The organism is Streptomyces sp. NPDC041796 (assembly GCF_055590785.1).
Genome location: NZ_JBVJAH010000019.1, coordinates 1 through 26,811 on the forward strand (window position 1 = coordinate 1; position 26,811 = coordinate 26,811).

The following is a 26,811-nucleotide window of genomic DNA, read 5'->3' on the forward strand; positions in this document are numbered from 1 at the left end:
ACGGGTTCGCACACGCGCCCCCGTATTTTTTCGGCCACCCCCCCCCACCCCCCCCCTCCCCCCCCCCCTCCCCTCCCCCCCCCCTCCCCCCCCCCCCCCCCCCCCCCCCCCCCCCCGGGACCGGGTGATCCGTACGGCCGCGCGCATTCGGCACCGCGCGACCGGCCGGATCAGTTACACGTGGTGACGCTCAGGCTGCTGTCGCCGCAGAGCAGCAGGCTCGCGCGGCTGCCCGTGGCGATGTCGCCCGTCGCCTCTTCCTTCGGGGTCTCCATCGACTGCAGGTCGAGAAGCGTCATGATCGATTCCTTTCCTTCATGGGGACGGTGTGCTCTGTCTCGGCCCCTGGCTGGGGCCGGCTCGTGGGCCGCCGGAGCGGCGGGAGGAACGGCAGGTGCGCGTGTCCGTCGGACGCGGCGCTGCCGAGGGCGAGCAGGCAGCCGGCGGTGCCCGTGGCGAGGTCCATGGACAGCCGCATCATCTGCTCGCCGGGGAAGGCCAGATGGCCCTGGTACGGCACGGCGTGCCGGGCGAGGGCGTCGATCTGGCGCCGTACGTCGGAGGGGGCGGTGCCGGGGCCGGGCGCGGTGGTGCGGCTGAGGTACAGCACCATGCCGGCCGCGCCGCGGAACAGCCCGGGCTGGGCGTAGAACGTGGCCTGGGCGGCCCGTACGATCTCGCGCCGCGCCCGGTCGAAGGCCTCGTCGTCGCGGTGGGCGGCGTAGTCGTCGAGCACCATCCCGATGCCGACACTCCCGGCGCCGAGGTACGGCATGGTGCGCCATCCCTCGTCGACCTGGAGGGTGCCGCCCGCGCTGGTGACGCAGCGGGCCAGGTCGCGCCGGAGCGCGTCGGCGGCCAGGTCGAGCAGTCCGCTGTCGCCGGTGCGTTCGTACAGGCGCAGGAACAGCAGGGCGGGACCCGACGCGCCGTACAGCAGCCCGGCCCGGGTGATTCCGGGGAGGGCGCCCGCGACGAGGTCGGCGCAGCGCAGGGCGGCGTCGCCCATCCCGAGGGCGTCCAGGGCGAGGCCCACTCCCGCGAGCCCGCTGTGCAGGTCGGGGGCGATGTCCTCCCAGGGGCGGCGGAGGGTCAGTTCGGCCAGTTCCATGGCCCGTTCGGGGTGGCCGAGGCGGTCGAGGGTCCAGGCGACGCCGGCGAGACCGTCGTAGAGGCCGATGGGGGTGCCGGACTCGGGTTCCTTGGTGCGGCGCAGCAGCCATTCCTCGGCTTCGGAGCAGGGTCCGGCGTCCGTCTCGGCAAGGGCGTACAGGACGCCGGCGGTGCCGTAGCCGAGGGTCAGTCCGCCGCCCGCGGAGGTGAACTGGGCGATGTCGCCGGGGAAGAACCGGTCCTCGCGTTGCGGTGTGGCGGAGGCGAGCACGGCGCGGACCATGGAGTCGCGGCTGCGCGGCCAGTCGCCGGGCTCGACCGGCAGGTAGGGGTCGGCCCTGCCCGGACGGTCGCCCGCGATCTCCTCGACGGCCTCGTCGAGGAAGGAGCGCGGTACGGGGAAGTGCGCGGCCGCGATGTCGGCGAGGTGGCGCGCCTTGCCGGGGTCCAGGGGGAAGAGGCTGGTCAGCGGTATGAAGAGGGCGAGGCGCAGGCATGCCAAGGCGTAGCGGTCGACGGCGAATCCGCGCCGGTCGGGCGGTGCGACGAACGCCGGGTTGGCGACGGTCTGGCGCCGTCCCTCGTCGATGTGGGCGGCGGCTTCGAAGTCGAGGAGTGCCACGGACGTCTCGTCCTCGGACACCATGATGTTGAACAGGTGCAGGTCGTTGAAGACGACCCCGCGTGCGTGCACGGCGTCGACGGCTTCCTCCACCAGGCGGTGGATCCGCAGTGCCCACTGGGTGTACTCCGCCAGCGACTCGGGTGTCGGGTCGGCCTCGATCAGCGGGTGGCGGCGGGCGAAGAAGGTGTTGAGGGGCTTGCCCTCCAGGAACTCCATCGCCAGGAAGTGGTGGTCGCCGAGGACGAAGGTGCCTTTGACGTCGGGGGTGTACGGCAGTCCGGCGAGCCGCTCCAGCGCGGTCTGTTCGCGTCGGAGCCGGGTCACCGCGTCGGCGCCGTCGGCCGCGAGGCCGGCGTGCGGGCGGCCCTCCTTGAGGACGACCTTCTCGCCGGTGCGGCGGTCGTGGCCGACGTACACTCCCCCGCCGTTGGAGAAGTGCAGGGCACTGTCGATGGTGTACGGGATGTCGGTGACCGTCACGGCGGACCGTGCGTCGAGGTGCGGCTCGAGGAAGGCGGGCGGGTCGATCCAGTCGGGCACCTGGAAGACCGGGCCGCGGAGGTCGGGGACGAGCCGCCCGTCGGGGTGCTGGACGGCCGGGCACAGTTCGCCGTTCTCGCCGTAGCAGTGCCGCTGTGTGAAGCTGCCGTACCGGACGTACACCGGGCCGTCGCCCCAGCGGAGGTCGCTGAGGATGTACGGGCCGGGCTCGCCGTCGAGCAGTGCCGCCAGGTCGTCGGCGATCCGGTGGCACTGCTGGTCGTCGGCCGGGTAGACGGTGATGAACTTGCCGCTGGCCGCGCGATCGGCGTACTTGGCGTTGCGGGTGTGCAGCAGGTAGCGGCTCGGTACGAACTTGAAGGCGACGTTCCCGGCGAGGCAGTAGTCCATGACCCGCGAGAGAATCGTTTCGGCGTTGTCCAGGCACGCCGATACGTGGATCTTCCAGCCCTGTGCGGGCAGCGTCAGGTCGATGGGACGCAGGGCCAGCCAGTCACCGCTGCGGTGCCGGCGCCACCCCTCGGGTACCGGGGCGAGCGCCGCCCCGTACAGCGCGCCCCTGCGGTCGGTGCCCTCGGCGGACAGCCGGTACGGCGCGTCGTAGAAGTGGCGGTCCGCGTCGCAGAAGGCGGCGTAGCCCTTGATCACACCTGCTCCCTCCATCGACGACGGTGACGACGGGGAAGACGTTGTCATCCCGGGGAGGGGCGGCAACAGTCACAGGCGTCAGCAACCGGCCGTGCGGAACGCATGAGTAACCTGCCGCCCGCCCGGGCCCCATCAGCTCGCCGTACGGCCTTCGCGGGCGACCAGGGTGAAGGAATGACCCGCCGGATCGGCGTACGTCCGCACGTCCCGGGGACCGGAGTTGTCCCTGGTCTCCACCGGTCGGGCGCCCAGGCCGACCGCCTCGCGCTCCGCCTCGTCCATGTCGTCCTCGGCCACCAGGATGTGCAGGTGCGCCTGCTGCGAGTCGTCGGGGCGGGGCCAGCTCGGCGGCGCGTAGCCGTGGTCGCGGCGTACGGCCACGCACACGCCGTCGTGGCCGACCACCTCGATGAAGTCGGGATCGGTTCCGCGTTGTGTCCGGGCGCCGAGGAGCCCCGCGTAGAACTCCGCCAAGGCCTCGGGTTCGGCGCTGTCCAGGACCAGGACACTGTTCTTGGGTACAGTCATGTCCCCCTTGTGCCCCCGGTCCGGCGGGGCATCACCCCGGGCGCTCGGGAGGGCCCGACGGATCCTCGCGGGCGCCTGTAGCGGAAATGGGCGGGTACGGATCGAGGGTGGGACACAATGACCTGACGCCCCGTTAAGGATGGGCGTCGGTCAGGACGCGGCGCAGAGGCGTATTCGGTGGCGTAGGGAGAAGCCCATGTTCTACCACCTGCTCAAGTACGTCCTCCTGGGGCCGGTGCTGCGGCTGTTGTTCCGGCCGAGCACCGAGGGCCTGGAGCACATTCCGCAGGACGGCGCCGCGATCGTCGCGGGCAACCATCTGTCCTTCTCGGACCACTTCCTGATGCCCGTCGTCCTCAAGCGGCGGATCACCTTCCTGGCGAAGCAGGAGTACTTCACCGGGCCCGGCATCAAGGGCCGGCTGACCGCCGCGTTCTTCCGCAGCGCCGGGCAGATCCCGGTCGACCGCTCCGGCAAGGAGGCCGGGCAGGCGGCGATCCGCGAGGGGCTCGGTGTGCTGGCCAAGGGCGAGCTGCTCGGGATCTACCCGGAGGGCACCCGCTCGCACGACGGGCGCCTCTACAAGGGCAAGGTCGGGGTCGCGGTCATGGCCCTGAAGGCAGGTGTTCCGGTCATTCCGTGCGCGATGGTCGGGACGTTCGAGATCCAGCCGCCCGGACAGGTCGTACCGAAGATCAAACGGGTGAGGATCCGGTTCGGCGAACCGCTGGACTTCTCCCGGTACGCGGGGATGGAGAACGACAAGACGGTGCTGCGTGCCGTGACCGACGAGATCATGTACCGGATCCTCGCGCTGTCGGGCCAGGAGTACGTCGACGACTACGCGGCCAGGGTGAAGGAGGCCCAACAGGCCGAGCAGCAGCGGAGGTTCCCCCCGAGGTTCCGCCGCTGAGGGCACCCGCGCACCACGGGCTCACCGATGGGTATCGTCGGCGTCACGCGGGCGGAGGACGCCCGGCCGAAGGGACGACGGTGAGCGAGCACGGGACCCACGAGCACGATACGTACGACAAGCTGATCGGCCTGCTGGACGAGCGCGGGGCGGCCTACCGGGTGATCGAGCACGAGCCGGAGGGCGCCACCGAGGCGGTCAGCGCGCTGCGCGGCAACCGGCTGCGGCAGGCCGCCAAATGCATGGTCGTGATGGTCAAGACCGGCAAGAAGACGAAGCGGTACGTCCTGGCCGTGGTGCCGGGCGACCGACGGGTCGACCTGGGCGCCGTGAAGGCGCTGCTGGGCGGTGGGTACGCCGGATTCGCGACCCCGGAGGTGGCGGAGCGGCTGGCGCGCAGCGTCAGCGGGACGATCCTGCCGTTCTCCTTCGATCCCGAGCTGGAACTGGTCGTCGACCCGGCGCTGCTGGCGGAGGACGAGCTGTTCTTCAACGCGGCGCGGCTGGACCGGTCGCTGGCGCTGCGGACGGCGGACTACGTGGCGATCGCCGAGCCCCGGACGGCCCCGATCGCTCAGGCGGACTGACCCGGGAGCGGCACGAAGTTCTCACGCCGCGGGCATGGGACCGGCACATCGGGCAACACGGACGTTCACAAGTCCACCCCGAACAGGGAGAGTTGTCATGGCCGGTTACGGCACCAGCGGTACGCACGGGCAGGCGCAGTCCCGTACGAACGGGCTCGCCATCGCCGGGCTCGTCTGCGGCATCATCGGCGTGCTTTTCTTCAATGTCATCCTCGGGCCGCTGGCCATCATCTTCGGTGCGGTCGGTCTCAAGCAGGCGCCGGTCAAGAACGGCGCGGGCATGGCGAAGGCCGCGATCGTCCTCGGTGTCGTCGACCTGGTGATCTTCGGCATCCTGCTGGCCGTCGCGGCGTCGTCCGGCGGCTTCACCTGGTACGTCGGCGGCTGACACGAGCCGTCACGGGGGCGCCAGCCGCGTCAGTGCCTCGTCCAGGACGCGTCGCAGGCGTCGCGCGTCCTGGGCGACCGCGGTCACCAGGGCCCCGGGCCCGGCCAGCGGGGCCAGGGCGGCGGTGTCCCCGATGAGGCACGGGGCGACGGGCTTGTCATGGAAGTCCGGGTCCACCACCAGGAGTTGACCCACCGCCCGATGCCCTGCCAGGACCGCGCCCCCGTCCCAGCCGCCGGGCGCCCCCGGACCGTAGGCCAGTTCCTGGTCCAGCAGGGGGCGCCCGGCGCGGCGTACGGTGAGGCGCGTGGTGAGGGTGCCGGTCTCCTCGCCGTGACGGCCGAGGACCTGCTCCTCGCGCAGCACCAGCCGGGCGCCGGCCGCCAGGTCGACCGTCGTGCGCATCCGGAGATCGGAGCCGTACGCGGAGACCAGCTGCTCCGGCAGCCAGCGCAGCTCCGCCCCCTCGCCGACCGTCAGACGCACGTCATAGGTCGCATGGCCGGCGTCGCGGCCCGGCAGGGCGACCGTCGCGGCCGCCGAGTCGACGGTGAGCCGCGCCCCGTCCCGTACCTCCGCCTCGACGGCCAGCCGGTCGCCGCCCAGCGGCGCGGTCATCGCGCCGACGACGGTGACCCGGGTGCGGGGGCCGGTGGCGCGGGTGCGGCGCAGGGCGAGCGGACCGTCGCTCTCCAGCACGGGCAGCCCCGCCGGGGTGGCGACGATCCGGGCGGTGGCGTGGACGCTCATCCCCGGGCGTTCCAGGCGGCGAGCCGAGCGCGTACCCAAGCGGCGACCGGTCCGACGCCCTCCTCGCCGGTCAGGGACGTGAAGGCGACCGGCAGGTCTCCGCGCTGCTCCTTGGCGTCGCGCGCCATCCGCTGAAGGTCGGAGCCGACGTACGGGGCGAGGTCGGTCTTGTTGATCACCAGCAGGTCGGCGGTGGTGACGCCGGGGCCGCCCTTGCGCGGGATGTCGTCGCCTCCCGCGACGTCGATGACGAAGATCTGGGCGTCGACCAGCCCCTTGGAGAAGGTGGCGGTGAGGTTGTCGCCGCCGGACTCGATGAGGATGAGGTCGAGCGGGCCGACGCCCTCGACGGAGAACACGGCCTCCAGGTCCTCGACGGCTTCGAGGTTGGCGGAGATGTCGTCACGAATCGCGGTGTGCGGGCAGGCGCCGGTCTCCACGGCCTGGATGCGCTCGGGCGGCAGGACGGCGTTGCGCAGCAGGAACTCGGCGTCCTCACGGGTGTAGATGTCGTTGGTCACGACCGCGAGCGACAACTGGTCGCGCAGTTCCCGGCACAGGGCGGCGACGGTGGCGGTCTTGCCGGAGCCGACCGGACCTCCGAGGCCGATGCGCAGCGCGCGGCGGGTGCCGTCGGGGCGGTGGGCGTCGGCGCTGACGGCGGCGGGGCCGTGGTGGTCGTGGTCCAGGTGCATGGGTACTCCAGTGGGTTCAGGATGCGAAGAGGCGTACGGGCCAGGCCGCGTGCTGCTCGGCGGTGATGTCGAGGAGGGGCGCGGACGCGGCGGGCAGCGCGTCGATGCCGGTGCGGGCGGCGTGCGCGGCCCGCTCGGCCACCCGGTCCATGTCGGGTGCGAGGCGGGCGAGGACGGCGGTGGCCTGGAAGGGGTCGAGGCTCAGCAGCCGGACGGCTGCTGTTGCGGGGCCGCCGACCGTCTCGTACGCGACGCAGTGCGCGGCGTCCTCGGGGCCGAGGCCCGCCGCGCGGGCGGCCAGGCCGAGGACGACCGGCTGGTGCGCGCCGCGCGGGAACGCCAGGGCGAGTGCGTCGAGTTCGGGGCTCGGCCAGGTGGCGCGGGCGGCCCGCAGCATCTGGCGGCCGAGCTTGCGGGCGGTGGCGCGCAGCGCGGGCGACGGGGTGCGGGCGTCGGCGGCCTCGTCGAGCGCGCCCGGGTCGTGTCCGAGGGCGGCAGCGGCGGCCAGGGCGGCGGAGGTGAGCCCGCTGGTGTGCAGGCGGCCCCGGCAGAAGGCCTCCAGGTCGCGGGCGTCACGGATGCGTCCCGCCTTGACGGCCGGTTCCGCGCCTCCGGAGTGGGCGTGGCCACCGGCGGGGAACCGGCCGTCGGCGAGGACGAGAAGAGCGGCGCGTGTCATCGTCACGTCCGTCTCAGAAGAGGAAGTAGCGCTGCGCCATGGGGAGTTCGGCGGCGGGCGCGGGATCTACCGGTTCGCCGTCGATCGTCACCGTGAAGGTGTCGGCGTCGACCTCGACGCGCGGCAGGGTGTCGTTCTCCCGCATGTCGGCCTTGGTGACGCCCCGGGTGCTGGTGATGGCTTTGAACTCCTTGGCGAGGCCGAGGCGTTCGGGCAGTCCGTCGTCGAGGGCGGACTGGGTGACGAAGTTGACCGAGCCGGCCGCGGCCGCCGCGCCCAGCGCGCCGAACATGGGGCGGGGCATGACCGGCTGGGGTGTGGGGATGGAGGCGTTGGCGTCGCCCATCTGCGCGTAGGCGATCTGCCCGCCCTTGATCACGGTCTGCGGCTTGACGCCGAAGAACGCGGGCTCCCAGAGCACGAGGTCGGCGAGCTTGCCGGTCTCGACGGAGCCGATCTCGTGGTCGAGGCCCTGGGCGACGGCGGGATTGATCGTGTACTTGGCGACATAGCGACGCGCGCGGTGGTTGTCGGCGCGGCCGTCGCCCGGCAGTGCGCCGCGGCGCCTCTTCATCACGTGGGCGGTCTGCCACGTCCGCAGGATCACCTCGCCGACGCGGCCCATGGCCTGGGAGTCGGAGGAGATGATCGAGATGGCGCCCAGGTCGTGGAGGATGTCCTCGGCCGCGATGGTGGAAGGCCGGATGCGGGACTCGGCGAAGGCCAGGTCCTCGGGGACGGCGGGGTTGAGGTGGTGGCAGACCATCAGCATGTCGAGGTGCTCGTCGAGCGTGTTGACGGTGTGGGGCCGGGTGGGGTTGGTGGAGCTGGGCAGGACGTTCGGTTCGGAGACGACCGTGATGATGTCGGGGGCGTGACCGCCACCCGCGCCCTCGGTGTGGTAGGCGTGGATGGTGCGGCCGGCGACGGCGGCGAGGGTGTCACCGACGAACCCGGCCTCGTTGAGGGTGTCGGTGTGGATGGCGAGCTGGGCGCCGGTCTCCTCGCAGACCCGCAGGCAGGCGTCGATGGCCGCGGGGGTGGCCCCCCAGTCCTCGTGGATCTTGAACCCGAGTGCTCCGCCGCGGAGTTGGGAGTGCATCGCCTCGCGGGAGACGGTGTTGCCCTTGCCGAGCAGGCCGATGTTGACGGGATAGGTCTCCAGCGCCTGGAACATCCGGGCTAGGTGCCAGGGGCCGGGTGTGATGGTGGTGGCCTTGGTGCCTTCGGCGGGTCCGGTGCCGCCGCCGACCAGTGTGGTGATGCCGGAGGTGAGCGCCTGCTCGACCACGGTCGGGGAGATGAAGTGGATGTGCGCGTCGATGGCACCGGCGGTGACGATCTTGCCGTTGCCGGCGATGATCTCCGTCTCGGGGCCGATGACGAGATCGGGGTGGACGCCGTCCATGGTGTCGGGGTTCCCGGCCTTGCCGATGCCGGTGATCCGGCCGTCGCGGATGCCGATGTCCGCCTTGACGACGCCCCAGTGGTCGATGATGACGGCACCGGTGATGACGGTGTCGGGAGCACCCTCGGCGCGGCCGGCGCGCGACTGGCCCATGGATTCGCGGATCACCTTGCCGCCGCCGAACACCGCCTCGTCACCCGCGCGTCCGGGTCCGCCGCAGCGGTCCTCCTCGATCTCGACGAGGAGGTCGGTGTCGGCGAGCCGGACACGGTCACCGGTGGTGGGGCCGAAGAGGTCGGCGTACACGGGCCGGGTCAGTTCAGCCATCGAGGGGGCCTCCGGTCTGTCCGCGCAGGCCGGGGACGACACGCAGCCCGGCGAGCGGTACGAGTTCGACGTCGACGGGGATGCCGGGCTCGAAGCGTACGGCGGTACCGGCGGCGATGTTCAGCCGCAGGCCGTACGCGGCCGAACGGTCGAAGTCGAGGCCCGGGTTGGCCTCGGCGAAGTGGTAGTGGGAGCCGACCTGGACGGGCCGGTCGGCGGCGTTGAGCACGGTGAGGCGGGTGACGGCGCGTCCCTCGTTGAGGGGGACGGGCTCGTCCGCGTACAGGATCTCTCCCGGAATCATCGGCGGCGCTCCTGTCCCGTCAGACGATCGGGTCGTGGACGGTGACGAGCTTGGTGCCGTCGGGGAAGGTGGCCTCGACCTGCACGTCGTGGATCATCTCCGGGATGCCCTCCATGACGTCTTCGCGGCTGAGCACCTTGCGGCCGGACGCCATGAGTTCGGCGACGGTGCGGCCGTCGCGGGCGCCCTCCAGGATGTGGGAGGTGATGAGGGCGACGGCCTCGGGGTGGTTGAGCCGCACACCACGTGCCCTGCGCTTCTCCGCCACGTCGGCGGCGACATGGATGAGCAGGCGTTCCTGCTCGTGCGGGGTCAGTTGCACGTTTCACCTCACAGTCTCCCGCCCGATGTGATCCCGGGCGCAGCGGGACCCTATCCGGCTTCAACACTCTGTTGACCTGCGGGAACGAGTGTGGCGCAGAGATATTTCAAACTCGGGCAGAAGTTTTTCCGGCAGGTTAACTGGCCCTTTGCCGGCTCATGGGCATCAGGCGGCGCGGACCCGGTGGATCCCGCCCTGGCGGGGGTCGTATACGGACCCGCCCCGTCACGGCGACGACGGCGGGCCCGACGGGTCTCGCCGTACGTGTGTCCGGACGGTTCTCGCCGTACGTAACTCCGGACGGTCTCGCCGTACGTACGGCGCCCTGTCGTCAGTGGCCCGGCCGGCGGGAACCCCCGGGGCGGTGTTCGGCGGCGATGCCGAACCGGCCCTGTTCGCCCGGAGCGGAGGGCGGGACGTCGTGGACGGTGGAGACGGAGCCGATCACCTTCTCGTCCGCCGTCGGCTCCTCTTCGAGTCGCTGCAGGTCGGCGGCCGACACCAGCGCCACGAGCGGCTTGCCGTGACGCGTCACGACCACGCGCTCGCCGCCGTAGACGACGCGGTTGATCAGATCGGCGAGCTCTGCCCGGGCTTGCGTCACCGGAATCTCGTAGGCCATGCTCCCATCATAACGGCCTGTACATCCTGTACATTTTTTACAGCGACAGAGGGGCACGTCTTGATCCACACCAGTCGCCACGTCCTGCCCGAGTTCACCGAGCGCACCAGCGCCGGGAGCCGCACGCTCGACCCGTACTCCAAGCTCCTGGAGGAGCGGATCGTCCTCCTCGGCACACCGATCGACGAGACCGCCGCCAACGACGTCGTCGCACAGTTCCTCCACCTGGAGTACGCCGCGCCCGACCGGGACATCTCGCTCTACATCAACTCCCCCGGCGGCCCCATCAGCGCCATGACCGCCGTGTACGACACGATGCTGGCCGTCCGGTGCGACGTGGAGACGATCTGCATCGGCCAGGCCGCGTCCACCGCGGCCGTCCTGCTGGCCGCCGGCACGCCCGGCAAGCGCATGGCCCTGCCGGGCGCCCGTGTGCTGGTCCAACAGCCTGCGATGGAGGAGCCCCTGCGGGGACAACCGTCCGACCTGGACATCCACGCGCGCGAGTTGCTGCGACTGCGCGGCCAACTCGCCGGAATGCTCGCCCGCCACACCGGCCGGAGCCGCGAGCGGATCGACGACGACCTGGAGCGCGACACGGTCTTCGACGCGACGGCCGCTGTGGCGTACGGCCTGGTCGACCGTGTCGTCCCCCGCCGGACGAGGTGAGCGGTGCCGGCACCCGAGCCTCCGCCGCTCCCCGCCCTCACCCGGGCCGAATGCGCGTTCGTCGACAGTTGGCTCGAGGTCGTCGACCTCCTGGGGCGGATCAACCCGGCGCGCGCCACCCACACCTACGGCGCCCTGCGCGCGGCACAGGCCCTCGTCGGACGCGCGACGGCGCTGCGCGACGCCCTGACCTCGATGCACGAGCGCGGCGAGTACGACGTGCATGCCCATACGCTGGCGCGGGCACTGCGGGTGCTTGACGGCGAACGGCGCGCGGGACGCGTGACGGTGCCTCAGAATCGAGGTGTGGGACCGACGTAGCTCTCCCCCGAATGGGCTCAGGAGTACGAGGACCGCTCCCCCGTTCAGCGTACGCAACCGGACGAATTTTGTACGACGCGAGTTGCGCTCCAGCTGTACACATCTGGCGGAATATCAGCTTCCGCCGCTGGTACGGGGATCGTCGAGGTCTCGCCGCCGGGCGCCAAATCCCCCCTGTCCACCCGAATGGATCAGTCGTGAGGAGCCTCACAAACGGCCGTTTCGACTCGGAATTTCTCCTCGACATGGGTCAAGATCCCTGACGACGACAAGCCCCCGCCACCGCGGCGGGGCGGTCCGGGCGGACGCCGAGTCCTGCCGCCGTCCGGATGACTGGTCGACAGGAGTGGATCGGCAGGAGTGGAGGACCCAAGCAGTACGGGTGACCGAACGATGTTCGTCCCATCGGTCGCCCTTGGGGTGAAGCCGCGTCAGCGGCCGGGCAACTTCGCCAGTCCGAACCCGACAGGTCATCCTTCACAGGCGGCTGACGAAGGGTTGCGCTATGACCGCGCAGATTCATGTCCCGTCTCTGCTGTCCCGGGCGGGTGCCGTCTCGGCACTCACCCTCGCCGCCGTCGGCGGCCCGATGCTGGCGCCCGGCGCCGTGTCGGAGGCCCAGGCCGCCCCGGCGCACGCCACGAAGGCGCTGAACATCGCCGCCTCCAAGAAGGGTGCACCGTACAAGTACGGAGCGGCCGGCCCGTCCCGGTTCGACTGCTCCGGCCTGACGCTGTACTCGTACAAGAAGGTCGGCAAGACCCTGCCACGCACGGCACAGCAGCAGTACAACAAGACCCGCCACATCTCCGCCTCCAGCCGGCAGAAGGGCGACCTGGTCTTCTTCCATCGCGGGAGCAACGTCTACCACGTCGGCATCTACGCGGGTAACAACAAGATCTGGCACTCGCCGAAGTCGGGGTCGGTGGTGAAGTTGGACAAGATCTGGTCGAAGTCGGTCTGGTACGGACGCGTCCGCTGATCCCGCGGTGACCCTCCGGGCATGAGTCGTGGTGCGGGGGTACTCGTCGGAAATGTCCGGCGAGTACCCCTGCACCGCGCGCAACGAGACGCCCCTGGAGCGTGCCGACCGCAATTTCGCCGAGCTGCTCCAGGAACTGCGCGTCACCCAGACCGGCGTCCAGATCCTGTTCGCCTTCCTGCTGACCCTCGCGTTCACGCCCCGCTTCGGCTCGCTCGACTCCTACCAGCGGGGCATGTACGTCGTGACGCTGCTGCTCTCGGTCGTGGCGGCGGTGCTGCTCACCGCCCCCGCCGCGCTGCACCGCACGCTCTTCCAGCAGGGCGCCAAGGCGCGCATCGTGGCCGTCTCCTCACGGCTGGCGAAGATCGGCCTCGGTGTCCTCGCCCTGGCCCTGACGTGCTCCGTGTCCCTGGTCGTGGACGTGGTGCACGGCCGCCCCGAAGGTCTGGCGGCCGGTGCCTTCACCCTGCTGGTCTGCGCCGGGCTGTGGGGGTTCCTCCCGCGTCTCGTACGGCGGGGGCTCAGCACCCCGCCACCGCAGCGGCCGGCGGCGACACATCCGGGGCGGCGAGTCCGCCACCGCTGACACCCCGCATGCGCCCTGGCGGGTACGCGGCCGTCCGCGCTCCGGCGAGCAGCCGGCTTGAGCGGGAGGCGGGCGCGGCACCGGGCGGGCACCGCTGAACGGCCTCACGGGCGGCCGGCCCGCGGGTGGGGACGTCCACCTCGCGGCGGCTTCGGGCGCGGGGACGTGCTCATGGGGCGCGCGGACGCGGGATGGCGTGGAATGCAGGGCACGGGACGCGGGACGGCGTCGGACGGGCACAGGCGCGGCGCTGTCTCGGGCCGGGGCCCGCGCACGGAGTGGTTCGGTTCCGGCGCTGTCCCGGGCGGGCCCGCGCACGGACTGGTTCGGGTCCGGCGTTCGGGGGTGCGCTCAGGTCTGGACCGGAACCGTCCACGGGAGGGCGATCCAGACGGTCTTGCCGCCCTCCGGGGTCGGGGTGACCGAGAGGCGACCGCCGCATTCCGCGGTGAGCCAGCGGATGATGACCATTCCGCGGCCGTTGTCCTGCTGCACGGCGGCGGGCAGCCGCTGCGGCCAGCGCGGGTGGCTGTCGGTGACTCCGATGCGCAGCCGCTCGTCGCGCTCCAGCCTTACGTCCACGGTGAACGTCGGCGACTGGCCGAAGGTGTGCTGGACGGCGTTGGTGGCCAGTTCCGAGACGATCAGCCGTACCGTGTCGGCCGTCTCGGCCTCGGCGGGGAGGCCCCATTCCGTGAGGACGTCCGCCACGTATCTCCGGGCGGTGGAGACCGAGGCGGGATCGCTCGGCAGAGTGACGGATGCTTCCTGATGGTCTGCCATGGCGACGCTGTCCCTTTCCCACCGGGGCCGGACTCCGACACGAACCGGATGTTTTGTGAGGACGGCCTCGGATTGCGCTTCGCGCCAGACTGCCACTTATGTCGCCCCTGTTGGGGGCGATCCCCCAAGATATGCATATATCTGTCGCTCGAAGCGGTGAACTCTGCTACGCGAGAACGGATTTGGACGGCAAACTGGTGGGTTGGCCCGGCTGCGGGAGGAGGCGGTCATGCGAGGCACTCGGCACGGCCCGGCGGTACGGCGGCGCAAGCTCGGTGAGGAGTTGCGCGGACTGCGCCTGGCCGCCGGCCTCACAAGCCGCGAGGCGGCACGGCTGGTGGGCTGGCACCAGTCGAAGGTGAGCCGGATCGAGACGGGTACGAGTGGGGTGACGGGGGCCGACGTGGCGCGGCTGCTCGACGCCTACGGGGTCCACGACCCGCGGTTGCGGGCCCTGTTGGAGGCGTTGGCGGGAGCGGCGGCCGACGGTGGCGGCGCGGGGTGGTGGCATGCGTACCGGGGCGTGCTCCCGCCTCCGTACCAGGATTTCATCAGCCTGGAGGCACAGGCGTGCACGGCCCGCACCCTGGAGACGTCCGTGGTGCCGGGGCTGCTGCAGACCGCGGAGTACGCACGCGCGGTGACACGTGCGGCGCTGGACGGGGCTCCGGCCGCGACGGTCGACTCGCTGGTGCGGGTGCGGATCGCGCGGCAGGAGGTGCTGCGCGCCGGTCGTCCGCTGCGACTGGAGGCGGTGATCGACGAGGCGGTGCTGCGGCGGCAGGTGGGCGGCCCGGGGGTGATGAGGGAGCAGTTACGGCAGTTGCTGGAGTGGGCAAAGTTGCCCCATGTGCGGCTTCAGGTGCTGCCGTTCTCGTCGGGTGAGTACGTCGGACTCTCCGGCCCTTTCGTTATTTTCTCCTTTCCGAACATTTCTGATCTGGATGTGGTTGCTCTTGACCACTTGACGAGTAGCCTCTATCTGGAACGCACGGAAGACCTCGAGGCGTACGGCGCCGCCTTCCGCACCATGCAGGCGCTCGCCCTGTCGCCCGAGGACACATCGGACCTCATCGCCGGGATCGGTGACGGCGCGTAGGGAGAGGCACCCCCCATGTCTGCTTACCTCGCACACCACGACGGCCCGCGCTGGTGGCGCAGCAGCCGCAGCGTCGGCATGAACAACTGTGTCGAGGCCGCCCGCCTCGACGGCGCGCACCTGGCCGTACGCGACTCGAAGAACACCTCCAGGCCGCCACTGCGGTTCTCCGCGGCGGCCTGGACCTCCTTCGTCTCCTCCCTGAAGTCCTGAGGGAGTTCAGCCGACCGGAACCGGTGCCGTACGGAGGATCGTGGCGACCGCCTCGTCCACCTGACCCTCCGTCAGGTCCGCGCGCGCCGTGAGGCGGAGGCGCGAGATGCCGTCCGGCACCGACGGCGGCCGGAAGCATCCCACCGCGAGCCCCTCGGCCCGGCAGTCGGCCGCCCACTTCACCGCCTGCTCCGGCGACGGCGCGCGTACGGAGACCACGGCGGCGTCCGGCCGCACGGCGGTCAGCCCCGCGGCCGTCAGCCGGGTGTGCAAAGTGGCCGCCACCGTACGCGCCCGGCCCGCCAGGCCCGGCTCGGCGCGCAGCAGCCTCAGGCTCGCCAGCGCGGCACCCGCCGCCGCCGGGGCGAGGCCCGTGTCGAAGATGAACGTCCGAGCGGCGTTGACCAGGTGGTCGATCACCCGCGCCGGTCCGAGGACCGCGCCACCCTGGCTGCCCAGGGACTTGGAGAGCGTGAGCGTGGCGACCACGTCCGGGGCGCCCGCGAGTCCCACCGCGTGCAGCGCGCCGCGCCCGCCGTCACCCAGCACGCCAAGACCGTGCGCGTCGTCGACCACCAGGGCCGCGCCGTGCGCCCGGCACGCCGTCGCGAATCCGGCCAGCGGCGCCGCGTCCCCGTCGACGGAGAAGACCGAGTCGGTGACCACGAGCGCCCGGCGCCCCGGGTGGGCGTCCAGGGTCTTGGCGACCGCGTCGGGATCGGCGTGCGGCACGACGGCCGTCTCGGCGCGGGAGAGCCGGCAGCCGTCGACGATCGAGGCGTGGTTGCCCGCGTCCGAGACGATCAGCGAGCCCCGGGCGCTCAGCGCGGTCAGGGCGGCGAGGTTGGCCGCGTACCCCGAGGAGAACACCAGCGCCGCCTCGAAGCCGCAGAACGCCGCCAGCTCCCGCTCCAGCTCGGCGTGGAGCTCGGTGGTGCCGGTCACCAGCCGTGAACCGGTGGCGCCGGCACCCCAGCGGCGGGCGGCGCCGGCGGCCGCCGCGGTGATGTCCGGGTGGTGGGTGAGACCCAGGTAGTCGTTGCTCGCGAGATCCAGGAGGTCCGGCACGGCCGGTCGCGGCCGCAGCGTGCGGACGAGACCGGCGTCCTCACGGCGGCGCGCCTCCTCGTCGGTCCAGTCGAAGGGCGAGCCGGTGGCCGGGGCGAGCGGCGGGTCGAGCGGAGCCTGGGGCATGTCTGGGTCCCTTTTGTAGACAGCGAACAGACCCTAATGGTGGTCGGGTGGTACCGGAGTGTGGTTATACACACACTCGAAACGGGCTCTCCTGTGGAGTTCCTCCTTGGCCCGGGGCCGTGCCGTAGGCCAGGATCAGCGTCATGGACCTGCTGAATACGCTGGTGGAGAAGGGGCTTCGGCGTGAGTTGCCGACCCGCGAAGAAGCGCTCGCCGTGCTGGCGACCTCGGACGACGAGCTGCTGGATGTGGTGGCCGCGGCCGGAAAGGTGCGCCGTCAGTGGTTCGGGCGGCGGGTGAAGCTCAATTACCTGGTCAACCTCAAGTCCGGTCTGTGCCCGGAGGACTGCTCGTACTGCTCGCAGCGGCTCGGCTCGAAGGCGGAGATCCTCAAGTACACCTGGCTGAAGCCGGAGGAGGCCTCGAAGGCGGCCGCCGCGGGCGTCGCGGGCGGCGCCAAGCGGGTCTGTCTGGTGGCCAGCGGTCGCGGTCCGACCGACCGGGACGTCGAGCGTGTGGGCAAGACCATCGAGGCCATCAAGGAGGAGAACGAGGGCGTCGAGGTGTGCGCGTGCCTCGGGCTGCTCTCGGACGGCCAGGCGGAGCGGCTGCGGTCGGCGGGTGCCGACGCGTACAACCACAACCTCAATACGTCGGAGGGGACGTACGGGGACATCACGACCACGCACACCTACGCGGACCGGGTCGACACCGTGCAAAAGGCGCACGCGGCGGGCCTGTCGGCGTGTTCGGGCCTGATCGCGGGCATGGGCGAGAGCGACGAGGACCTGGTCGACGTGGTCTTCGCGCTGCGCGAACTGGACCCGGACTCGGTGCCGGTGAACTTCCTCATCCCCTTCGAGGGCACGCCGCTGGCCAAGGAGTGGAACCTGACCCCGCAGCGGGCGCTGCGCATCCTGGCGATGGTCCGGTTCGTCTGCCCGGACGTGGAGGTCCGCCTCGCGGGCGGGCGCGAGGTGCACCTGCGGACGCTCCAGCCGCTGGCGCTGCACCTGGCCAACTCGATCTTCCTGGGCGACTACCTCACCAGCGAGGGCCAGGCCGGCAAGGCGGACCTGGAGATGATCGCGGACGCCGGATTCGAGGTGGAGGGCACGGACACCACCACGCTGCCCGAGCACCGCGCGGACGCCGCCTCCTGCGGAACCGGTGGCGGCGGCTGCGGCTCCGGATCCGTGTGCTCCTCCGAGGAGCCCGCCCCCGCCGCCACGGCCGAGCAGGCCCGTACCGACCAGGCCCGTACCGACCTCGTCGCCGTGCGCCGCCGGGGCGCCGGTACCGACCTCGCCCCCAATGCGTGAGTCCGACGCCGCCGAGCTGATCGCCCTCGACCGGGCCCACGTGTGGCACCCGTACGGCCCGATGCCGGGCCGTACCGATCCGCTCGTCGTGGAGTCCGCCTCCGGGGTGCGGCTGCGGCTCGCCCAACCGGCGTACGGCCGGGACGAACTGGTCGACGGCATGTCGTCCTGGTGGTCCGCCGTCCACGGCTACAACCACCCTGTCCTCAACGAGGCGGTGCGCGGCCAGCTGGACCGGATGAGTCATGTGATGTTCGGCGGGCTCACCCATGAGCCCGCCGTGCGGCTGGCCACCCGGCTGGTCGAGATCACCCCGGAGCCGCTGCGGCACGTCTTCCTCTGCGACTCAGGCTCGGTGTCGGTCGAGGTCGCGATCAAGATGTGCCTGCAGTACTGGCGCTCGGTGGGCCGGCCCGGCAAGCAGCGGATGATGACCTGGCGCGGCGGCTACCACGGCGACACCTGGCAGCCGATGTCGGTGTGCGACCCCCAGGGCGGGATGCACGAGCTGTGGTCCGGGGCGCTGCCGCGGCAGGTCTTCGCGGGGCCGCCGCCGGTCGCGTACGAGGAGTCGTACGCCGAGGAGCTGCGGGCCGCGATCGCGCGGCACGCGGACGAGCTGGCGGCGGTGATCGTCGAGCCGGTGGTGCAGGGCGCCGGCGGGATGCGGTTCCACGACCCGGCGTACCTGCGGGTGCTGCGGGAGGCCTGCGACGCGCACGACGTGCTGCTGGTGTTCGACGAGATCGCGACCGGCTTCGGGCGCACGGGCACCCTGTTCGCGGCCGAGCACGCGCGCGTGGCGCCGGATGTGATGTGCCTGGGCAAGGCGTTGACCGGCGGCTATCTGTCTCTGGCGGCGACGCTGAGCAGCACCCGCGTGGCGGACGGCATCTCGCAGGGCGACGTCCCGGTGCTGGCGCACGGGCCGACGTTCATGGGCAACCCGCTGGCCACGGCCGTGGCGTGCGCCTCTATCGACCTGCTGCTCGGCCAGGACTGGGAGCAGGAGGTCAAGCGGATCGAGACGGGGCTGCGGGACGGCCTGGCGCCGGCCGCCGAGCTGCCGGGGGTGCGCGAGGTGCGCGTGCTCGGCGCCATCGGCGTCGTCCAGCTCGACCACCCGGTCGACATGGCGGCCGCGACGGCGGCGGCGGTGCGCGAGGGCGTGTGGCTGCGTCCGTTCCGGGACCTGCTGTACGTGATGCCGCCGTACGTCACCGGTGACGAGGACGTGGCACGGATCTGCCGCGGGGTGTACGCGGCGGCACGGGAGGGCTGAGATGACGGTACTGGTGGTCAGCGGTACGGGCACGGAGATCGGCAAGACGGTCGTCACGGCGGCCCTCGCGTCGGTGGCACGGGCGGCCGGGCGGTCGGTGGCCGTGCTCAAGCCCGCGCAGACCGGCGTCGGGCCGGGTGAGCGGGGCGACGCGGACGAGGTCGTGCGGCTCGCCGGGGACGGCGTCACCCCGGTCGAACTGGCACGGTTCCCCGAGCCGCTGGCTCCGGACACGGCCGCGCGGCGGGCCGGCATGGCGCCGATCGGGCCGGCCGAGGTGGCCGAGGCCGCCGGCAAACTGGCGGACGAGTACGACCTGGTGCTGGTCGAGGGCGCGGGCGGGCTGCTCGTGCGGTACGACGAGGAGGGCGGCACCCTCGCCGACGCGGCGCGGCTGCTGGGCGCGCCGGTGCTGGTGGTGGCACCGGCCGGGCTCGGCACGCTGAACATGGTGGCGCTGACCGCCGAGGCGCTGCGGGCGCGCGGGCTGGTACAGGCGGGCGTGGTGGTCGGCTGCTGGCCGGACGAGCCGGGGCTCGCGGAGCGCTGCAACGTCACGGACCTGCCGAAGGTGGCGGGTGCGCCGCTGCTGGGCGCGGTGCCCGCGGGCGCGGCGGCGCTGCCGGTGGACGCCTTCCGGACGGGGGCCGCGCGGTGGCTCGCCCCGGCGCTCGGCGGCACGTGGGATGCGGAGGCGTTCGCCGCGGCCGTACGCTCCTGATCATGCGAGCTGTCGTCAGCGAGATCGTGTTCGACTGCGCCGATCCGGCGGCGCTGGTCCGCTTCTGGGCCGCGCTGCTGGGCGGTGAGCCGGTGGACCGGAGCCCGGACTGGTCGTATGTGGACCCTCCGGGCTTCGTCCGGGTCGCCTTCCAGCGCGTACCGGAGGGCAAGGCCGCGAAGAACCGGCTCCATCTGGACCTGGAGGGCGGCGACGTGGCGGCCGCGGCGAAGGAGGCGGTGCGGCTCGGCGCGGAGCGGGTCGGCGGCATCGTGACGGACGACTACGGCGACTTCCAGGTGCTGCGGGACCCCGAGGGCAACGAGTTCTGCTTCGTGAGCGGCTGACGGGGGGACACTGACGGTGTCTGGTCCTGGCCCCTCTCCCAGGAGGTCCGCGATGAAGGACACCGTCCACCACCCGCTGTTCGCCCGGGTCTACGCGCGCGTGAGCGTCGCCGTGGACACCAGGGGCGGGGTCGCCGCACACCGGCAGGAGCTGCTGGCCGGGCTCTCCGGCCGGGTCATCGAGGTCGGCGCGGGCAACGGGCTGAACTTCGCGCATTACCCGGGCGCCGTGTCGGAGGTCGTCGCGATCGAGCCGGAGCGGCGGCTGCGGCAGCTCGCCGCGAGGGCGGGGCTGCGCGCCGAGGTTCCGGTGGACGTGGTGCCGGGCGTGGCGGAGGCGCTGCCCGTGAAGAGCGAGGCGTTCGACGGGGCCGTCGCCTCGCTGGTGCTGTGCACGGTACGGGACCTGCCGCGGGCGCTCGGGGAGCTGCGGCGGGTGCTCCGGCCGGGCGGCGAACTGCGGTTCTTCGAGCACGAGGTGGCCCGGGGGCGGGCCGCGGCGACGGCCCAGCGGACGCTGGACCGCACGGTGTGGCCCTTGCTGTTCGGGGGCTGCCACACGGCACGGGACCCACTGGCCGCGATCGAGACGGCCGGGTTCGAGATCGGCTCGTACCGCCGGTTCAGGATCCCGGAGAAGGGTCCGTGGACGCCGACTTCGTCCTTGGTGCTGGGGGTCGCGCGGCGCGGGTCCTGAGCGTTCACCCGGGCGGAGGCGTCGTGGCGTGCGCATTACTGTGCGTGCATGACTTCGAACACGTACCTCTCGCGGCTGTTTTCGCTGGACGGCCGGGTGGCCCTGGTGACGGGCGGGAGTTCCGGCATCGGCCGGGGGATCGCGGGCGCCCTCGCCCGCGCGGGCGCGAGCGTGGTGATCGTCGCGCGCCGGGAGGCGGAGCTGGCGGCCACGGTCGACGAGCTGGTGGCCGACGGGTGCCGGGCCGCGTGGGTGAGCGGCGACCTGTCCACCCGGGACGGGGTGCGGGCGGCGGCGGAGCGGGCGGCCGGGGTGTACGGGGAGCCCGACATCCTGGTGAACAGCGCCGGGGTCAACCTGCGGCCGCCCATGGGCGAGGTCGGCGAGGACGTCTGGGACACCACGATGGCGGTGAACCTGGAGGCGCCCTTCCTGCTGGGGGAGCGTTTCGGCCCGGGCATGGCCGAGCGGGGCCACGGGCGGATCATCCACGTCACCTCGCAGCAGGCGCACCGGGCGTTCGTGCAGAGCGGCGCGTACGGGGTGTCGAAGGGCGGCCTGGAGTCGCTGGCCCGTTCGCAGGCCGAGGCGTGGTCGCCGTACGGCGTCACGTGCAACACGCTGGTACCGGGCTTCGTGCTGACCCCGCTCAACGCACGGCTCCAGGAGGACCCGGAGACGGTCGAGGCGCTGGCCGCGCGCACGATGGTGGGGCGCAACGGGCTGGCGGACGACTTCGCGGGCGCGGCGGTGTTCCTGGCGAGCGACGCCTCGGCGTACGTCACCGGGCACGCGCTGTTCGTCGACGGCGGCCTCTCCGTGCACTGATCGTGTGCGGGCACGAGACCGGCAGCCCCAGCCGCGCGGTCGACCGGCTCAGGGCGCAGGCCCCGGGGTAGGCCGCCGTCCATGTCCGACTGCGCGGGGTCGCTGATGCGGGCGGTGCGGCTGCTGGACCAGGCCCCGCCCCCGCCCGCCGCATCAAGGGCGCGGCGGCCGGTGGGGGCCCACCCGGTGGTGACCGCCGCGATCGTCGGGCACCCGCACCGCCCAGGGGGTTACTTGTCCAGCTCGTCGGCGAAGGCACGCAGCGCGTCGGCCAGTTCCTTCTTGGTGGGCAACTCGTCGACCTTCTTGTCGAGTGCGTCGATGCGCTTGGTCAGGTCGGCGAGGTCGGGCGGGGTGGACGGGCCGCCGGGGTCGCCCGGGTCCGTGGGCGCGGGGGTGGACGTCGGGCCGGGGTCCTCGCCACCGGAGCCGGAACCGCCGGAATCGTAGCCCCCGGAGTCCGGGTCGCCAGAACCGGAGCCGGAGTCGGAACCGCCGGAATCGTAGCCCCCGGAGTCGGGGGCGCCGGAACCGGAACCGGAGTCGGAACCGCCGGAGTCGGAGCCGGAACCGCCCATCGTGCCGCCGCTGTCACCGTCCGGCGGGATCGTCGGCTCCGGCTGCGAGGTGGACGGCGGCGTGGTCGGTTCGCCGGTGTCTCCGGCCGCGAGCGCGCCACCGATGCTCAGGACCACCGCCGCGGCGGTACCGGCGACGGCGACGGCGATCCGTCTCGTACGTACGTTCTGCGTGGGTGCCATGGGGCGAAAGTAAGCGGCGTGCCGGGGCGGACGGGGTGCTTCCGACGATCCCGTACAAGGGGATTCACCGGCTCCACCGGCGCAGCTCGGTGGCGATGGCGCGTACGTCCGCGTCTCCCGCCTTGACCAGCCGGGCCAAGTCCCTGACCTTTTCGGGAGAGGTGGCCACCTTGAGCCCGGAGGCGACGAGGTAGCCGTACGCGACGGCGGAGGCGTACATGGCGTTGGAGTGCTCCAGCGCGGGCACGTGCAGCAGCAGTTGGAGCAGCGCCGCGGCCCGGGTGTACGGGTCGCCGTAGACGGGGACGCCGAATATTTCCGCGTCGTGCCGGCTCACGGCGGCGACGAGTGCCCCCCAGTCGGCCACCTGGGGGTCGCCGGGCGTCTTCTGCTCGGCGACCATGAGCAGCCAGGAGAGGTCGACCGACAGGTTCATGCACGCCTGTCGGGCGTACGGCGGTCCGGCGCCTTGAACTCCTCGGCGAAGACGGCCTCGTACTGCTTCATGAAGTCGGCCGCGGCCTCGACGAAGGTGCGGCCCGCCTCGCCCGCGTCCTGCTGGACGAGCTCCTCGATGTACCGGTTCACGCTGACACCCCGCTCCTGCGCCCGGCGGCGGGCGGCCTCGGCGGTGGACTCGTCCACGCGTACGTTCAGCTGGGTCTTCGCCACACCACCAAGCTAGCGCGGTGGTGCTAGCACCGACAAGCCCGGCCGGTGCCGCCAGGAGGGCTTCGGGCGGTGACGGCGGAATTGCGGGCGAGCGACGGAACGGGTGTCCGATGATGGGGCGATGAACGATCTTCGGATACGGGCCGCGTCACCGGCTGACCTCGACACCGTCCTGGCCTTCTGGAAGGTCGCCGCCGAGGGAACGAGCATCAGCGACGACCGGGCCGGCGTCGAGCGGCTGGTGGCGCGGGACCCCGGGGCGCTGATCCTCGCCGAGCAGGGGGGCGAGCTCGCCGGGACGGTGATCGCCGGCTTCGACGGGTGGCGCTGTCACCTCTACCGGCTCGCCGTCCACCCGGACCACCGCCGCCGGGGCGTCGGCGCGGCGCTCCTCGCGGCGGCCGAGGAGAGGTTCGTGCGCCTCGGCGGGCGGCGCGGGGACGCCATGGTCCTGGATCGCAACGAGCTCGCCCACCACGCCTGGCGGGCGGCGGGCTACGCCCCGCAGCCGGAGTGGAGTCGCTGGGTGAAGCCCCTCGACCACTGACCGCTTTGCCGATCCTTTACCATGAGTGAACCAATCCCCACCGATCGAAAGGTGTGAGCGTCCGCCCATGGGCGACCCTCCCAGTAGTTGCCGTAGCCGAGATCGCGCATCCCTCCCCTCCGTGGCCGATCATGGAACGGAGGTGAACCGATGACCGAAGTGCTCCTGCTCCTCGTGGCGCTGCTGCTCTCCGTCGCGTGCGGTGCGTTCGTCGCAGCCGAGTTCTCCCTGACGACCGTCGAGCGCGGGGAGCTCGAACGGGCCGTCGAGCGGGGCGAGCGCGGGGCGCTCGGCGCCCTCAAGGCCGTACGCTCCCTGACCTTCCAGCTCTCGGGCGCCCAGCTCGGCATCACCGTCACCAACCTGATCGTCGGCATGCTGTCGGAGCCGTCGATCGCGAAGCTCATCCGTGGCCCGATGCAGGACCTCGGCTTCTCGGCGTCCGTGGCGTCCTCGGTGGCGCTGGTCATCGGTACGGCCCTGTCGACGGTGGTCCTGATGGTCGTGGGCGAACTCGTGCCGAAGAACTGGGCCATCTCGTCACCGCTGGCCGTCGCCAAGGTGGTGGCCACCCCGCAGCGGGTCTTCACGGCCGCTTTCAGGCCGCTGATCAGTCACCTCAACAACACGGCCAACCGCATCGTGCGCCGGCTCGGCATGGAACCGGCCGAGGAGCTGGCCTCCGCCCGCAGCCCGCAGGAGCTGGTGGCACTGGCTCGCCACTCCGCGCGCGAGGGCGCCCTGGAGCCGGACACCGCCGAGCTCTTCGTCCGCACCCTGAACCTGGCCGAGCTGACCGCGGAGAACGTCATGACCCCGCGCGTCCAGGTCACCGCCCTGGAGGCACAGGCCACCACCGAGGACGTCGCCAACGCGACCCGGGCCACCGGCCTGTCCCGCTTCCCCGTCTACCGCGGCGGCCTGGACTCGGTCATCGGCATCGCGCACATCAAGGACGTGCTGACGGTCCCGGCCGGGCAGCGGCGCCTCAAACCGGTCTCCGAGATCCTCCGTGAGCCGCTGCTCGTGCCGGAGTCGCTGACCGTGGACCGGCTGCTGGACCGGCTGTCGGGCAAGACGACGATGGCCGTCGTCATAGACGAGTACGGCGGTACCGCCGGCGTCGTGACGCTGGAGGACATCGTCGAGGAGGTCGTCGGCGAAGTGCGTGACGAGCACGACCCGCACGAGACGCCGGACCTGGCACCGGCGGGCGAGGACGCCGACGGGCGGGCCCTGTGGTCCGCGGACGGCGCCGCCCGGACCGACCAGCTGGAGAGGGTCGGCCTGCGGGTGCCGGACGGTCCGTACGAGACCCTCGCCGGGCTCGTCGCGACCGAGCTGGGCCGCATCCCGGAGGTCGGCGACCGCGTCGTCCTCGGCGGCTGGCTGCTCGACGTCGTGGACGCCTCCGGGCGCCGTGCCGCGCGGGTGCTGCTGCACGCCCCGGTGGGAGGCCCGGACGGTGACGCCGGAGAGCCGGGGGCCCGTGAGAGCGGGGAGGCGGGCCGATGACCGCGATCCAGTTGCTGATCGGTCTCCTCACGCTGGTGGTCAACGCCTTCTTCGTCGGCGCGGAGTTCGCCATGATCTCCGTGCGCCGCAGTCAGATCGAGCCGGAGGCGGAGGCCGGGAACCGGCGGGCGCGCAGCGTCATCTGGGGCCTGGAGCACGTCTCGGCGCTGCTCGCGGCGGCCCAGCTGGGCATCACGCTGTCCACCCTGGTGCTCGGTGTCGTCGCCGAGCCGGCCATCGCGCACCTGCTGGAGCCGCTGTTCGACGCCGTCGGCGTACCGCACGGGCTGGTGCACCCCATCTCGTTCGTGATCGCGCTGTCGCTGGCCACGTACCTGCACATGCTGCTCGGCGAGATGGTGCCGAAGAACATCGCGCTGGCGGAGCCGACACGGACGGCGCTCCTGCTGGGTCCGCCGCTGGTGACGCTGGCGCGGGCGCTGAAGCCGGTGATCTTCACGATCAACGCGTTCGCCAACGCCCTGCTGAAGCTGCTGCGGGTGGAGACGAGGGACGAGGTGTCGGCGACGTTCTCCGACGACGAGCTGGCCCGGATGGTGAAGGACGCCGGTGACGCGGGCCTCCTGGACGACCGGGCGGCCGAGCGGCTGCACGACGCCCTGGAGCTCGGGCGCCGCCCGGTGCGCGACGTGGTGATGCCGGTGGAGCGGGTGGTGTACGCCCGGGTCGGCACCACGCCGGAGGAGCTGGAGGCCCTGGCCGCCGAATCGGGGTTCTCCCGCTTCCCGGTCGTGGACTCCACCCGCCGGATCCTGGGCTATCTGCACGTCAAGGACGCGCTGGACGTGACGCCGCGCGACCTGCCGTTCCCGGTGTCCGCGATGCGGCCGATCGCCCGGGTGCGGGCGGCCACGCCGCTGGACGACGTGCTGACGGCGATGCGGCGCAGCCGGACGCACCTGGCGGCCGTGCTGGACGACGACGGCAAGCTGGCCGGCATGGTGACGATGGAGGACGTCCTGCGGGAACTGGTGGGGCGGCCGGCCGCGTAGCCCCGGCATACCGCACGGTATGATCGCTCCGCCATGGAGACGAATGCCACCTACAACAGTTTTGTCGCGCTGGGCGACAGCTTCACCGAGGGCATGTCGGACCTCCTGCCCGACGGCTCCTACCGGGGCTGGGCCGATCTGCTGGCCGCCCGCCTCGCCGCCCGGGCGCCCGGCTTCCGGTACGCCAACCTCGCCGTGCGCGGCAAGCTGATCGGCCAGATCGTCGACGAGCAGGTGGACCTGGCGGCGGCCATGGGGGCGGACGTCGTCACCCTGGTCGGCGGGCTGAACGACACGCTGCGCCCGAAGTGCGACATGGGCCGGGTGCGCGGGCTGCTGGAGGAGGCCGTGGAGCGGCTGGCCCCGTCTTGCGGGCAGTTGGTGCTGATGCGCAGCCCCGGCCGGAACGGCCCCGTCATGGAGCGGTTCCGGCCGCGCATGGAGGAGCTCTTCGCCCACGTCGACGCACTGGCCGCCCGGCACAGCGCCCTGGTGGTCGACCTGTACGGTGCCGAGGTGATGGGCGACCCGCGGCTGTGGGACCTGGACCGGCTGCACCTGACCACGGAGGGGCACCGGCGGGTGGCGGAGGCCGTGTGGCAGGCCCTCGGCCTGGACGCGGAGGAGGACTGGCGGGCGCCGCTGCCGCCGGCGGTGCCGATCGCTTGGCACGCCCGGCGGCTCGGCGACGCCCGGTTCGCCCGGCAGCACCTGGGGCCGTGGATAGCGCGGCGGCTGACCGGCCGGTCCTCCGGCGACGGCCGGCCGCCCAAGCGTCCGGAGCTGTTGCCGTACCTCCTCGACGACGAGCCCTCGCGCCCGTAGCGGGCGCGTTCGTAGCAAGCC

33 protein-coding genes, 1 pseudogene and 1 riboswitch are annotated in these 26,811 nt (G+C 72.2%); of the genes and pseudogenes, 19 read left to right on the forward strand and 15 right to left on the reverse strand.

Translation table 11 applies throughout. From position 1 onward, the window contains the following. Window positions 1-170: 170 nt before the first annotated feature. The 3 genes from ACZ6C1_RS30260 to ACZ6C1_RS30270 all read right to left on the reverse strand — a co-directional run bounded on the left by ACZ6C1_RS30260 (window position 171) and on the right by ACZ6C1_RS30270 (window position 3,415). The gene (locus ACZ6C1_RS30260) at window positions 171-299 is read right to left on the reverse strand and encodes a SapB/AmfS family lanthipeptide (protein WP_073755677.1); all 129 of its coding nucleotides are present in this window, start codon (window positions 297-299) and stop codon (window positions 171-173) included. Beyond that, entirely contained in the window at window positions 296-2,887 is a 2,592-nt protein-coding gene (lanKC, locus tag ACZ6C1_RS30265) for a class III lanthionine synthetase LanKC (RefSeq protein ID WP_469245183.1), read from the reverse strand. The genes ACZ6C1_RS30260 and lanKC overlap by 4 nt, the downstream gene beginning before the upstream one ends. 132 nt (window positions 2,888-3,019) lie before the next feature. Next, window positions 3,020-3,415 carry a VOC family protein gene (locus ACZ6C1_RS30270; protein WP_469245185.1) on the reverse strand — a complete coding sequence of 132 codons (396 nt, stop codon included), beginning with the start codon at window positions 3,413-3,415 and terminating at the stop codon, window positions 3,020-3,022. 196 nt (window positions 3,416-3,611) lie between these two features. Between ACZ6C1_RS30270 and ACZ6C1_RS30275 the strand changes: the two genes are divergently transcribed. The 3 genes from ACZ6C1_RS30275 (at window position 3,612) to ACZ6C1_RS30285 (ending at window position 5,303) form a co-directional block, all read left to right on the forward strand. After that, the gene (locus tag ACZ6C1_RS30275; protein WP_469245187.1) at window positions 3,612-4,328 is read left to right on the forward strand and encodes a lysophospholipid acyltransferase family protein; all 717 of its coding nucleotides are present in this window, start codon (window positions 3,612-3,614) and stop codon (window positions 4,326-4,328) included. Window positions 4,329-4,408: 80 nt separating this feature from the next. Continuing rightward, entirely contained in the window at window positions 4,409-4,915 is a 507-nt protein-coding gene (locus tag ACZ6C1_RS30280) for a YbaK/EbsC family protein (RefSeq protein ID WP_469245189.1), read from the forward strand. A 97-nt stretch (window positions 4,916-5,012) separates the two neighbouring features. Next, complete coding sequence (locus ACZ6C1_RS30285) at window positions 5,013-5,303, forward strand: DUF4190 domain-containing protein (protein WP_469245191.1); 291 nt, start codon at window positions 5,013-5,015, stop codon at window positions 5,301-5,303. A gap of 9 nt (window positions 5,304-5,312) precedes the next feature. Here the strand turns inward: ACZ6C1_RS30285 and ACZ6C1_RS30290 are convergent, their stop codons facing one another. The 7 genes from ACZ6C1_RS30290 to ACZ6C1_RS30320 all read right to left on the reverse strand — a co-directional run bounded on the left by ACZ6C1_RS30290 (window position 5,313) and on the right by ACZ6C1_RS30320 (window position 10,410). Continuing rightward, window positions 5,313-6,053: an urease accessory protein UreD gene (locus ACZ6C1_RS30290; protein ID WP_469245193.1), complete on the reverse strand. Its 741-nt coding sequence runs from the start codon at window positions 6,051-6,053 to the stop codon at window positions 5,313-5,315. Next, window positions 6,050-6,748, reverse strand: a complete 699-nt coding sequence (ureG, locus tag ACZ6C1_RS30295) for an urease accessory protein UreG (RefSeq protein ID WP_469245194.1) — start codon at window positions 6,746-6,748, stop codon at window positions 6,050-6,052. Before ureG ends, ACZ6C1_RS30290 begins: the two co-directional genes overlap by 4 nt. Before the next feature lie 16 nt (window positions 6,749-6,764). Beyond that, window positions 6,765-7,427, reverse strand: a complete 663-nt coding sequence (locus ACZ6C1_RS30300; RefSeq protein ID WP_469245196.1) for an urease accessory protein UreF — start codon at window positions 7,425-7,427, stop codon at window positions 6,765-6,767. Window positions 7,428-7,440: 13 nt separating this feature from the next. Beyond that, a complete protein-coding gene (locus ACZ6C1_RS30305) occupies window positions 7,441-9,162 on the reverse strand; it encodes an urease subunit alpha (protein ID WP_469245198.1) in 1,722 nt (573 codons plus the stop codon). Then, window positions 9,155-9,466, reverse strand: coding sequence for an urease subunit beta (locus ACZ6C1_RS30310; RefSeq protein ID WP_469245199.1), 312 nt, complete (start codon window positions 9,464-9,466; stop codon window positions 9,155-9,157). Before ACZ6C1_RS30310 ends, ACZ6C1_RS30305 begins: the two co-directional genes overlap by 8 nt. Before the next feature lie 19 nt (window positions 9,467-9,485). Beyond that, the gene (locus ACZ6C1_RS30315; RefSeq protein WP_469245201.1) at window positions 9,486-9,788 is read right to left on the reverse strand and encodes an urease subunit gamma; all 303 of its coding nucleotides are present in this window, start codon (window positions 9,786-9,788) and stop codon (window positions 9,486-9,488) included. A gap of 331 nt (window positions 9,789-10,119) precedes the next feature. Continuing rightward, a complete protein-coding gene (locus tag ACZ6C1_RS30320) occupies window positions 10,120-10,410 on the reverse strand; it encodes a type II toxin-antitoxin system Phd/YefM family antitoxin (protein ID WP_469245203.1) in 291 nt (96 codons plus the stop codon). Window positions 10,411-10,470: 60 nt separating this feature from the next. On the opposite strand from ACZ6C1_RS30320, the gene ACZ6C1_RS30325 reads away from it, so the two are divergent. The 4 genes from ACZ6C1_RS30325 (at window position 10,471) to ACZ6C1_RS30340 (ending at window position 12,971) form a co-directional block, all read left to right on the forward strand. Then, window positions 10,471-11,079: an ATP-dependent Clp protease proteolytic subunit gene (locus ACZ6C1_RS30325; protein WP_469245205.1), complete on the forward strand. Its 609-nt coding sequence runs from the start codon at window positions 10,471-10,473 to the stop codon at window positions 11,077-11,079. A 3-nt stretch (window positions 11,080-11,082) separates the two neighbouring features. After that, entirely contained in the window at window positions 11,083-11,400 is a 318-nt protein-coding gene (locus ACZ6C1_RS30330; protein WP_469245207.1) for a hypothetical protein, read from the forward strand. A gap of 328 nt (window positions 11,401-11,728) precedes the next feature. Further along, window positions 11,729-11,901, forward strand: a riboswitch (cyclic di-AMP (ydaO/yuaA leader). Between the two features lie 4 nt (window positions 11,902-11,905). Continuing rightward, window positions 11,906-12,382 (forward strand): C40 family peptidase, encoded by a 477-nt coding sequence (locus tag ACZ6C1_RS30335; RefSeq protein WP_469245208.1) that lies wholly within the window; start codon window positions 11,906-11,908, stop codon window positions 12,380-12,382. A 52-nt stretch (window positions 12,383-12,434) separates the two neighbouring features. Beyond that, window positions 12,435-12,971 (forward strand): DUF6328 family protein, encoded by a 537-nt coding sequence (locus ACZ6C1_RS30340; RefSeq protein ID WP_469245210.1) that lies wholly within the window; start codon window positions 12,435-12,437, stop codon window positions 12,969-12,971. Between the two features lie 351 nt (window positions 12,972-13,322). On the opposite strand, the gene ACZ6C1_RS30345 is transcribed toward ACZ6C1_RS30340, so the two are convergent. Further along, window positions 13,323-13,754, reverse strand: a complete 432-nt coding sequence (locus ACZ6C1_RS30345; protein WP_469245212.1) for an ATP-binding protein — start codon at window positions 13,752-13,754, stop codon at window positions 13,323-13,325. A gap of 229 nt (window positions 13,755-13,983) precedes the next feature. Here ACZ6C1_RS30345 and ACZ6C1_RS30350 point away from each other — a divergent pair, with 229 nt between their 5' ends. After that, a complete protein-coding gene (locus ACZ6C1_RS30350) occupies window positions 13,984-14,853 on the forward strand; it encodes a helix-turn-helix domain-containing protein (protein WP_469245213.1) in 870 nt (289 codons plus the stop codon). A gap of 15 nt (window positions 14,854-14,868) precedes the next feature. Beyond that, on the forward strand, window positions 14,869-15,066 hold the full coding sequence (locus ACZ6C1_RS30355; RefSeq protein WP_469245215.1) for a DUF397 domain-containing protein: 198 nt from the start codon (window positions 14,869-14,871) through the stop codon (window positions 15,064-15,066). A 6-nt stretch (window positions 15,067-15,072) separates the two neighbouring features. Here the strand turns inward: ACZ6C1_RS30355 and ACZ6C1_RS30360 are convergent, their stop codons facing one another. Further along, window positions 15,073-16,260: an 8-amino-7-oxononanoate synthase gene (locus tag ACZ6C1_RS30360; RefSeq protein WP_469245217.1), complete on the reverse strand. Its 1,188-nt coding sequence runs from the start codon at window positions 16,258-16,260 to the stop codon at window positions 15,073-15,075. 143 nt (window positions 16,261-16,403) lie between these two features. Here ACZ6C1_RS30360 and bioB point away from each other — a divergent pair, with 143 nt between their 5' ends. Genes bioB through ACZ6C1_RS30390 form a run of 6 tightly spaced genes read left to right on the forward strand, consistent with a single transcriptional unit; the run spans window position 16,404 to window position 21,457 of the window. Further along, the gene (gene bioB / locus ACZ6C1_RS30365; protein ID WP_469245219.1) at window positions 16,404-17,582 is read left to right on the forward strand and encodes a biotin synthase BioB; all 1,179 of its coding nucleotides are present in this window, start codon (window positions 16,404-16,406) and stop codon (window positions 17,580-17,582) included. Beyond that, a complete protein-coding gene (locus ACZ6C1_RS30370; protein WP_469245221.1) occupies window positions 17,575-18,864 on the forward strand; it encodes an adenosylmethionine--8-amino-7-oxononanoate transaminase in 1,290 nt (429 codons plus the stop codon). Before bioB ends, ACZ6C1_RS30370 begins: the two co-directional genes overlap by 8 nt. 1 nt (window position 18,865) lies before the next feature. Beyond that, complete coding sequence (gene bioD, locus ACZ6C1_RS30375; protein ID WP_469245222.1) at window positions 18,866-19,585, forward strand: dethiobiotin synthase; 720 nt, start codon at window positions 18,866-18,868, stop codon at window positions 19,583-19,585. Window positions 19,586-19,587: 2 nt separating this feature from the next. After that, window positions 19,588-19,932 carry a VOC family protein gene (locus tag ACZ6C1_RS30380; protein ID WP_469245224.1) on the forward strand — a complete coding sequence of 115 codons (345 nt, stop codon included), beginning with the start codon at window positions 19,588-19,590 and terminating at the stop codon, window positions 19,930-19,932. A gap of 52 nt (window positions 19,933-19,984) precedes the next feature. After that, entirely contained in the window at window positions 19,985-20,629 is a 645-nt protein-coding gene (locus ACZ6C1_RS30385) for a class I SAM-dependent methyltransferase (protein ID WP_469245226.1), read from the forward strand. 48 nt (window positions 20,630-20,677) lie between these two features. After that, entirely contained in the window at window positions 20,678-21,457 is a 780-nt protein-coding gene (locus ACZ6C1_RS30390) for an SDR family NAD(P)-dependent oxidoreductase (RefSeq protein ID WP_469245228.1), read from the forward strand. 230 nt (window positions 21,458-21,687) lie between these two features. Here the strand turns inward: ACZ6C1_RS30390 and ACZ6C1_RS30395 are convergent, their stop codons facing one another. The 3 genes from ACZ6C1_RS30395 to ACZ6C1_RS30405 form a co-directional block, all read right to left on the reverse strand. Continuing rightward, the gene (locus ACZ6C1_RS30395) at window positions 21,688-22,218 is read right to left on the reverse strand and encodes a hypothetical protein (protein ID WP_469245230.1); all 531 of its coding nucleotides are present in this window, start codon (window positions 22,216-22,218) and stop codon (window positions 21,688-21,690) included. Window positions 22,219-22,282: 64 nt separating this feature from the next. Continuing rightward, window positions 22,283-22,654 carry a fic family toxin-antitoxin system, toxin component gene (locus tag ACZ6C1_RS30400; protein WP_469245232.1) on the reverse strand — a complete coding sequence of 124 codons (372 nt, stop codon included), beginning with the start codon at window positions 22,652-22,654 and terminating at the stop codon, window positions 22,283-22,285. Beyond that, window positions 22,651-22,890 carry a toxin-antitoxin system HicB family antitoxin gene (locus ACZ6C1_RS30405; protein WP_469245235.1) on the reverse strand — a complete coding sequence of 80 codons (240 nt, stop codon included), beginning with the start codon at window positions 22,888-22,890 and terminating at the stop codon, window positions 22,651-22,653. Before ACZ6C1_RS30405 ends, ACZ6C1_RS30400 begins: the two co-directional genes overlap by 4 nt. Before the next feature lie 85 nt (window positions 22,891-22,975). Here ACZ6C1_RS30405 and ACZ6C1_RS30410 point away from each other — a divergent pair. The 4 genes and pseudogenes from ACZ6C1_RS30410 to ACZ6C1_RS30425 all read left to right on the forward strand — a co-directional run. Then, window positions 22,976-23,437, forward strand: a pseudogene (locus ACZ6C1_RS30410) (GNAT family N-acetyltransferase); the annotation flags it as partial. Between the two features lie 150 nt (window positions 23,438-23,587). Further along, window positions 23,588-24,952: a hemolysin family protein gene (locus ACZ6C1_RS30415; protein ID WP_469245239.1), complete on the forward strand. Its 1,365-nt coding sequence runs from the start codon at window positions 23,588-23,590 to the stop codon at window positions 24,950-24,952. Further along, a complete protein-coding gene (locus ACZ6C1_RS30420; protein WP_469245241.1) occupies window positions 24,949-25,965 on the forward strand; it encodes a hemolysin family protein in 1,017 nt (338 codons plus the stop codon). Before ACZ6C1_RS30415 ends, ACZ6C1_RS30420 begins: the two co-directional genes overlap by 4 nt. A gap of 33 nt (window positions 25,966-25,998) precedes the next feature. Next, the gene (locus ACZ6C1_RS30425; protein ID WP_469245243.1) at window positions 25,999-26,790 is read left to right on the forward strand and encodes an SGNH/GDSL hydrolase family protein; all 792 of its coding nucleotides are present in this window, start codon (window positions 25,999-26,001) and stop codon (window positions 26,788-26,790) included. Window positions 26,791-26,811: the final 21 nt, after the last annotated feature.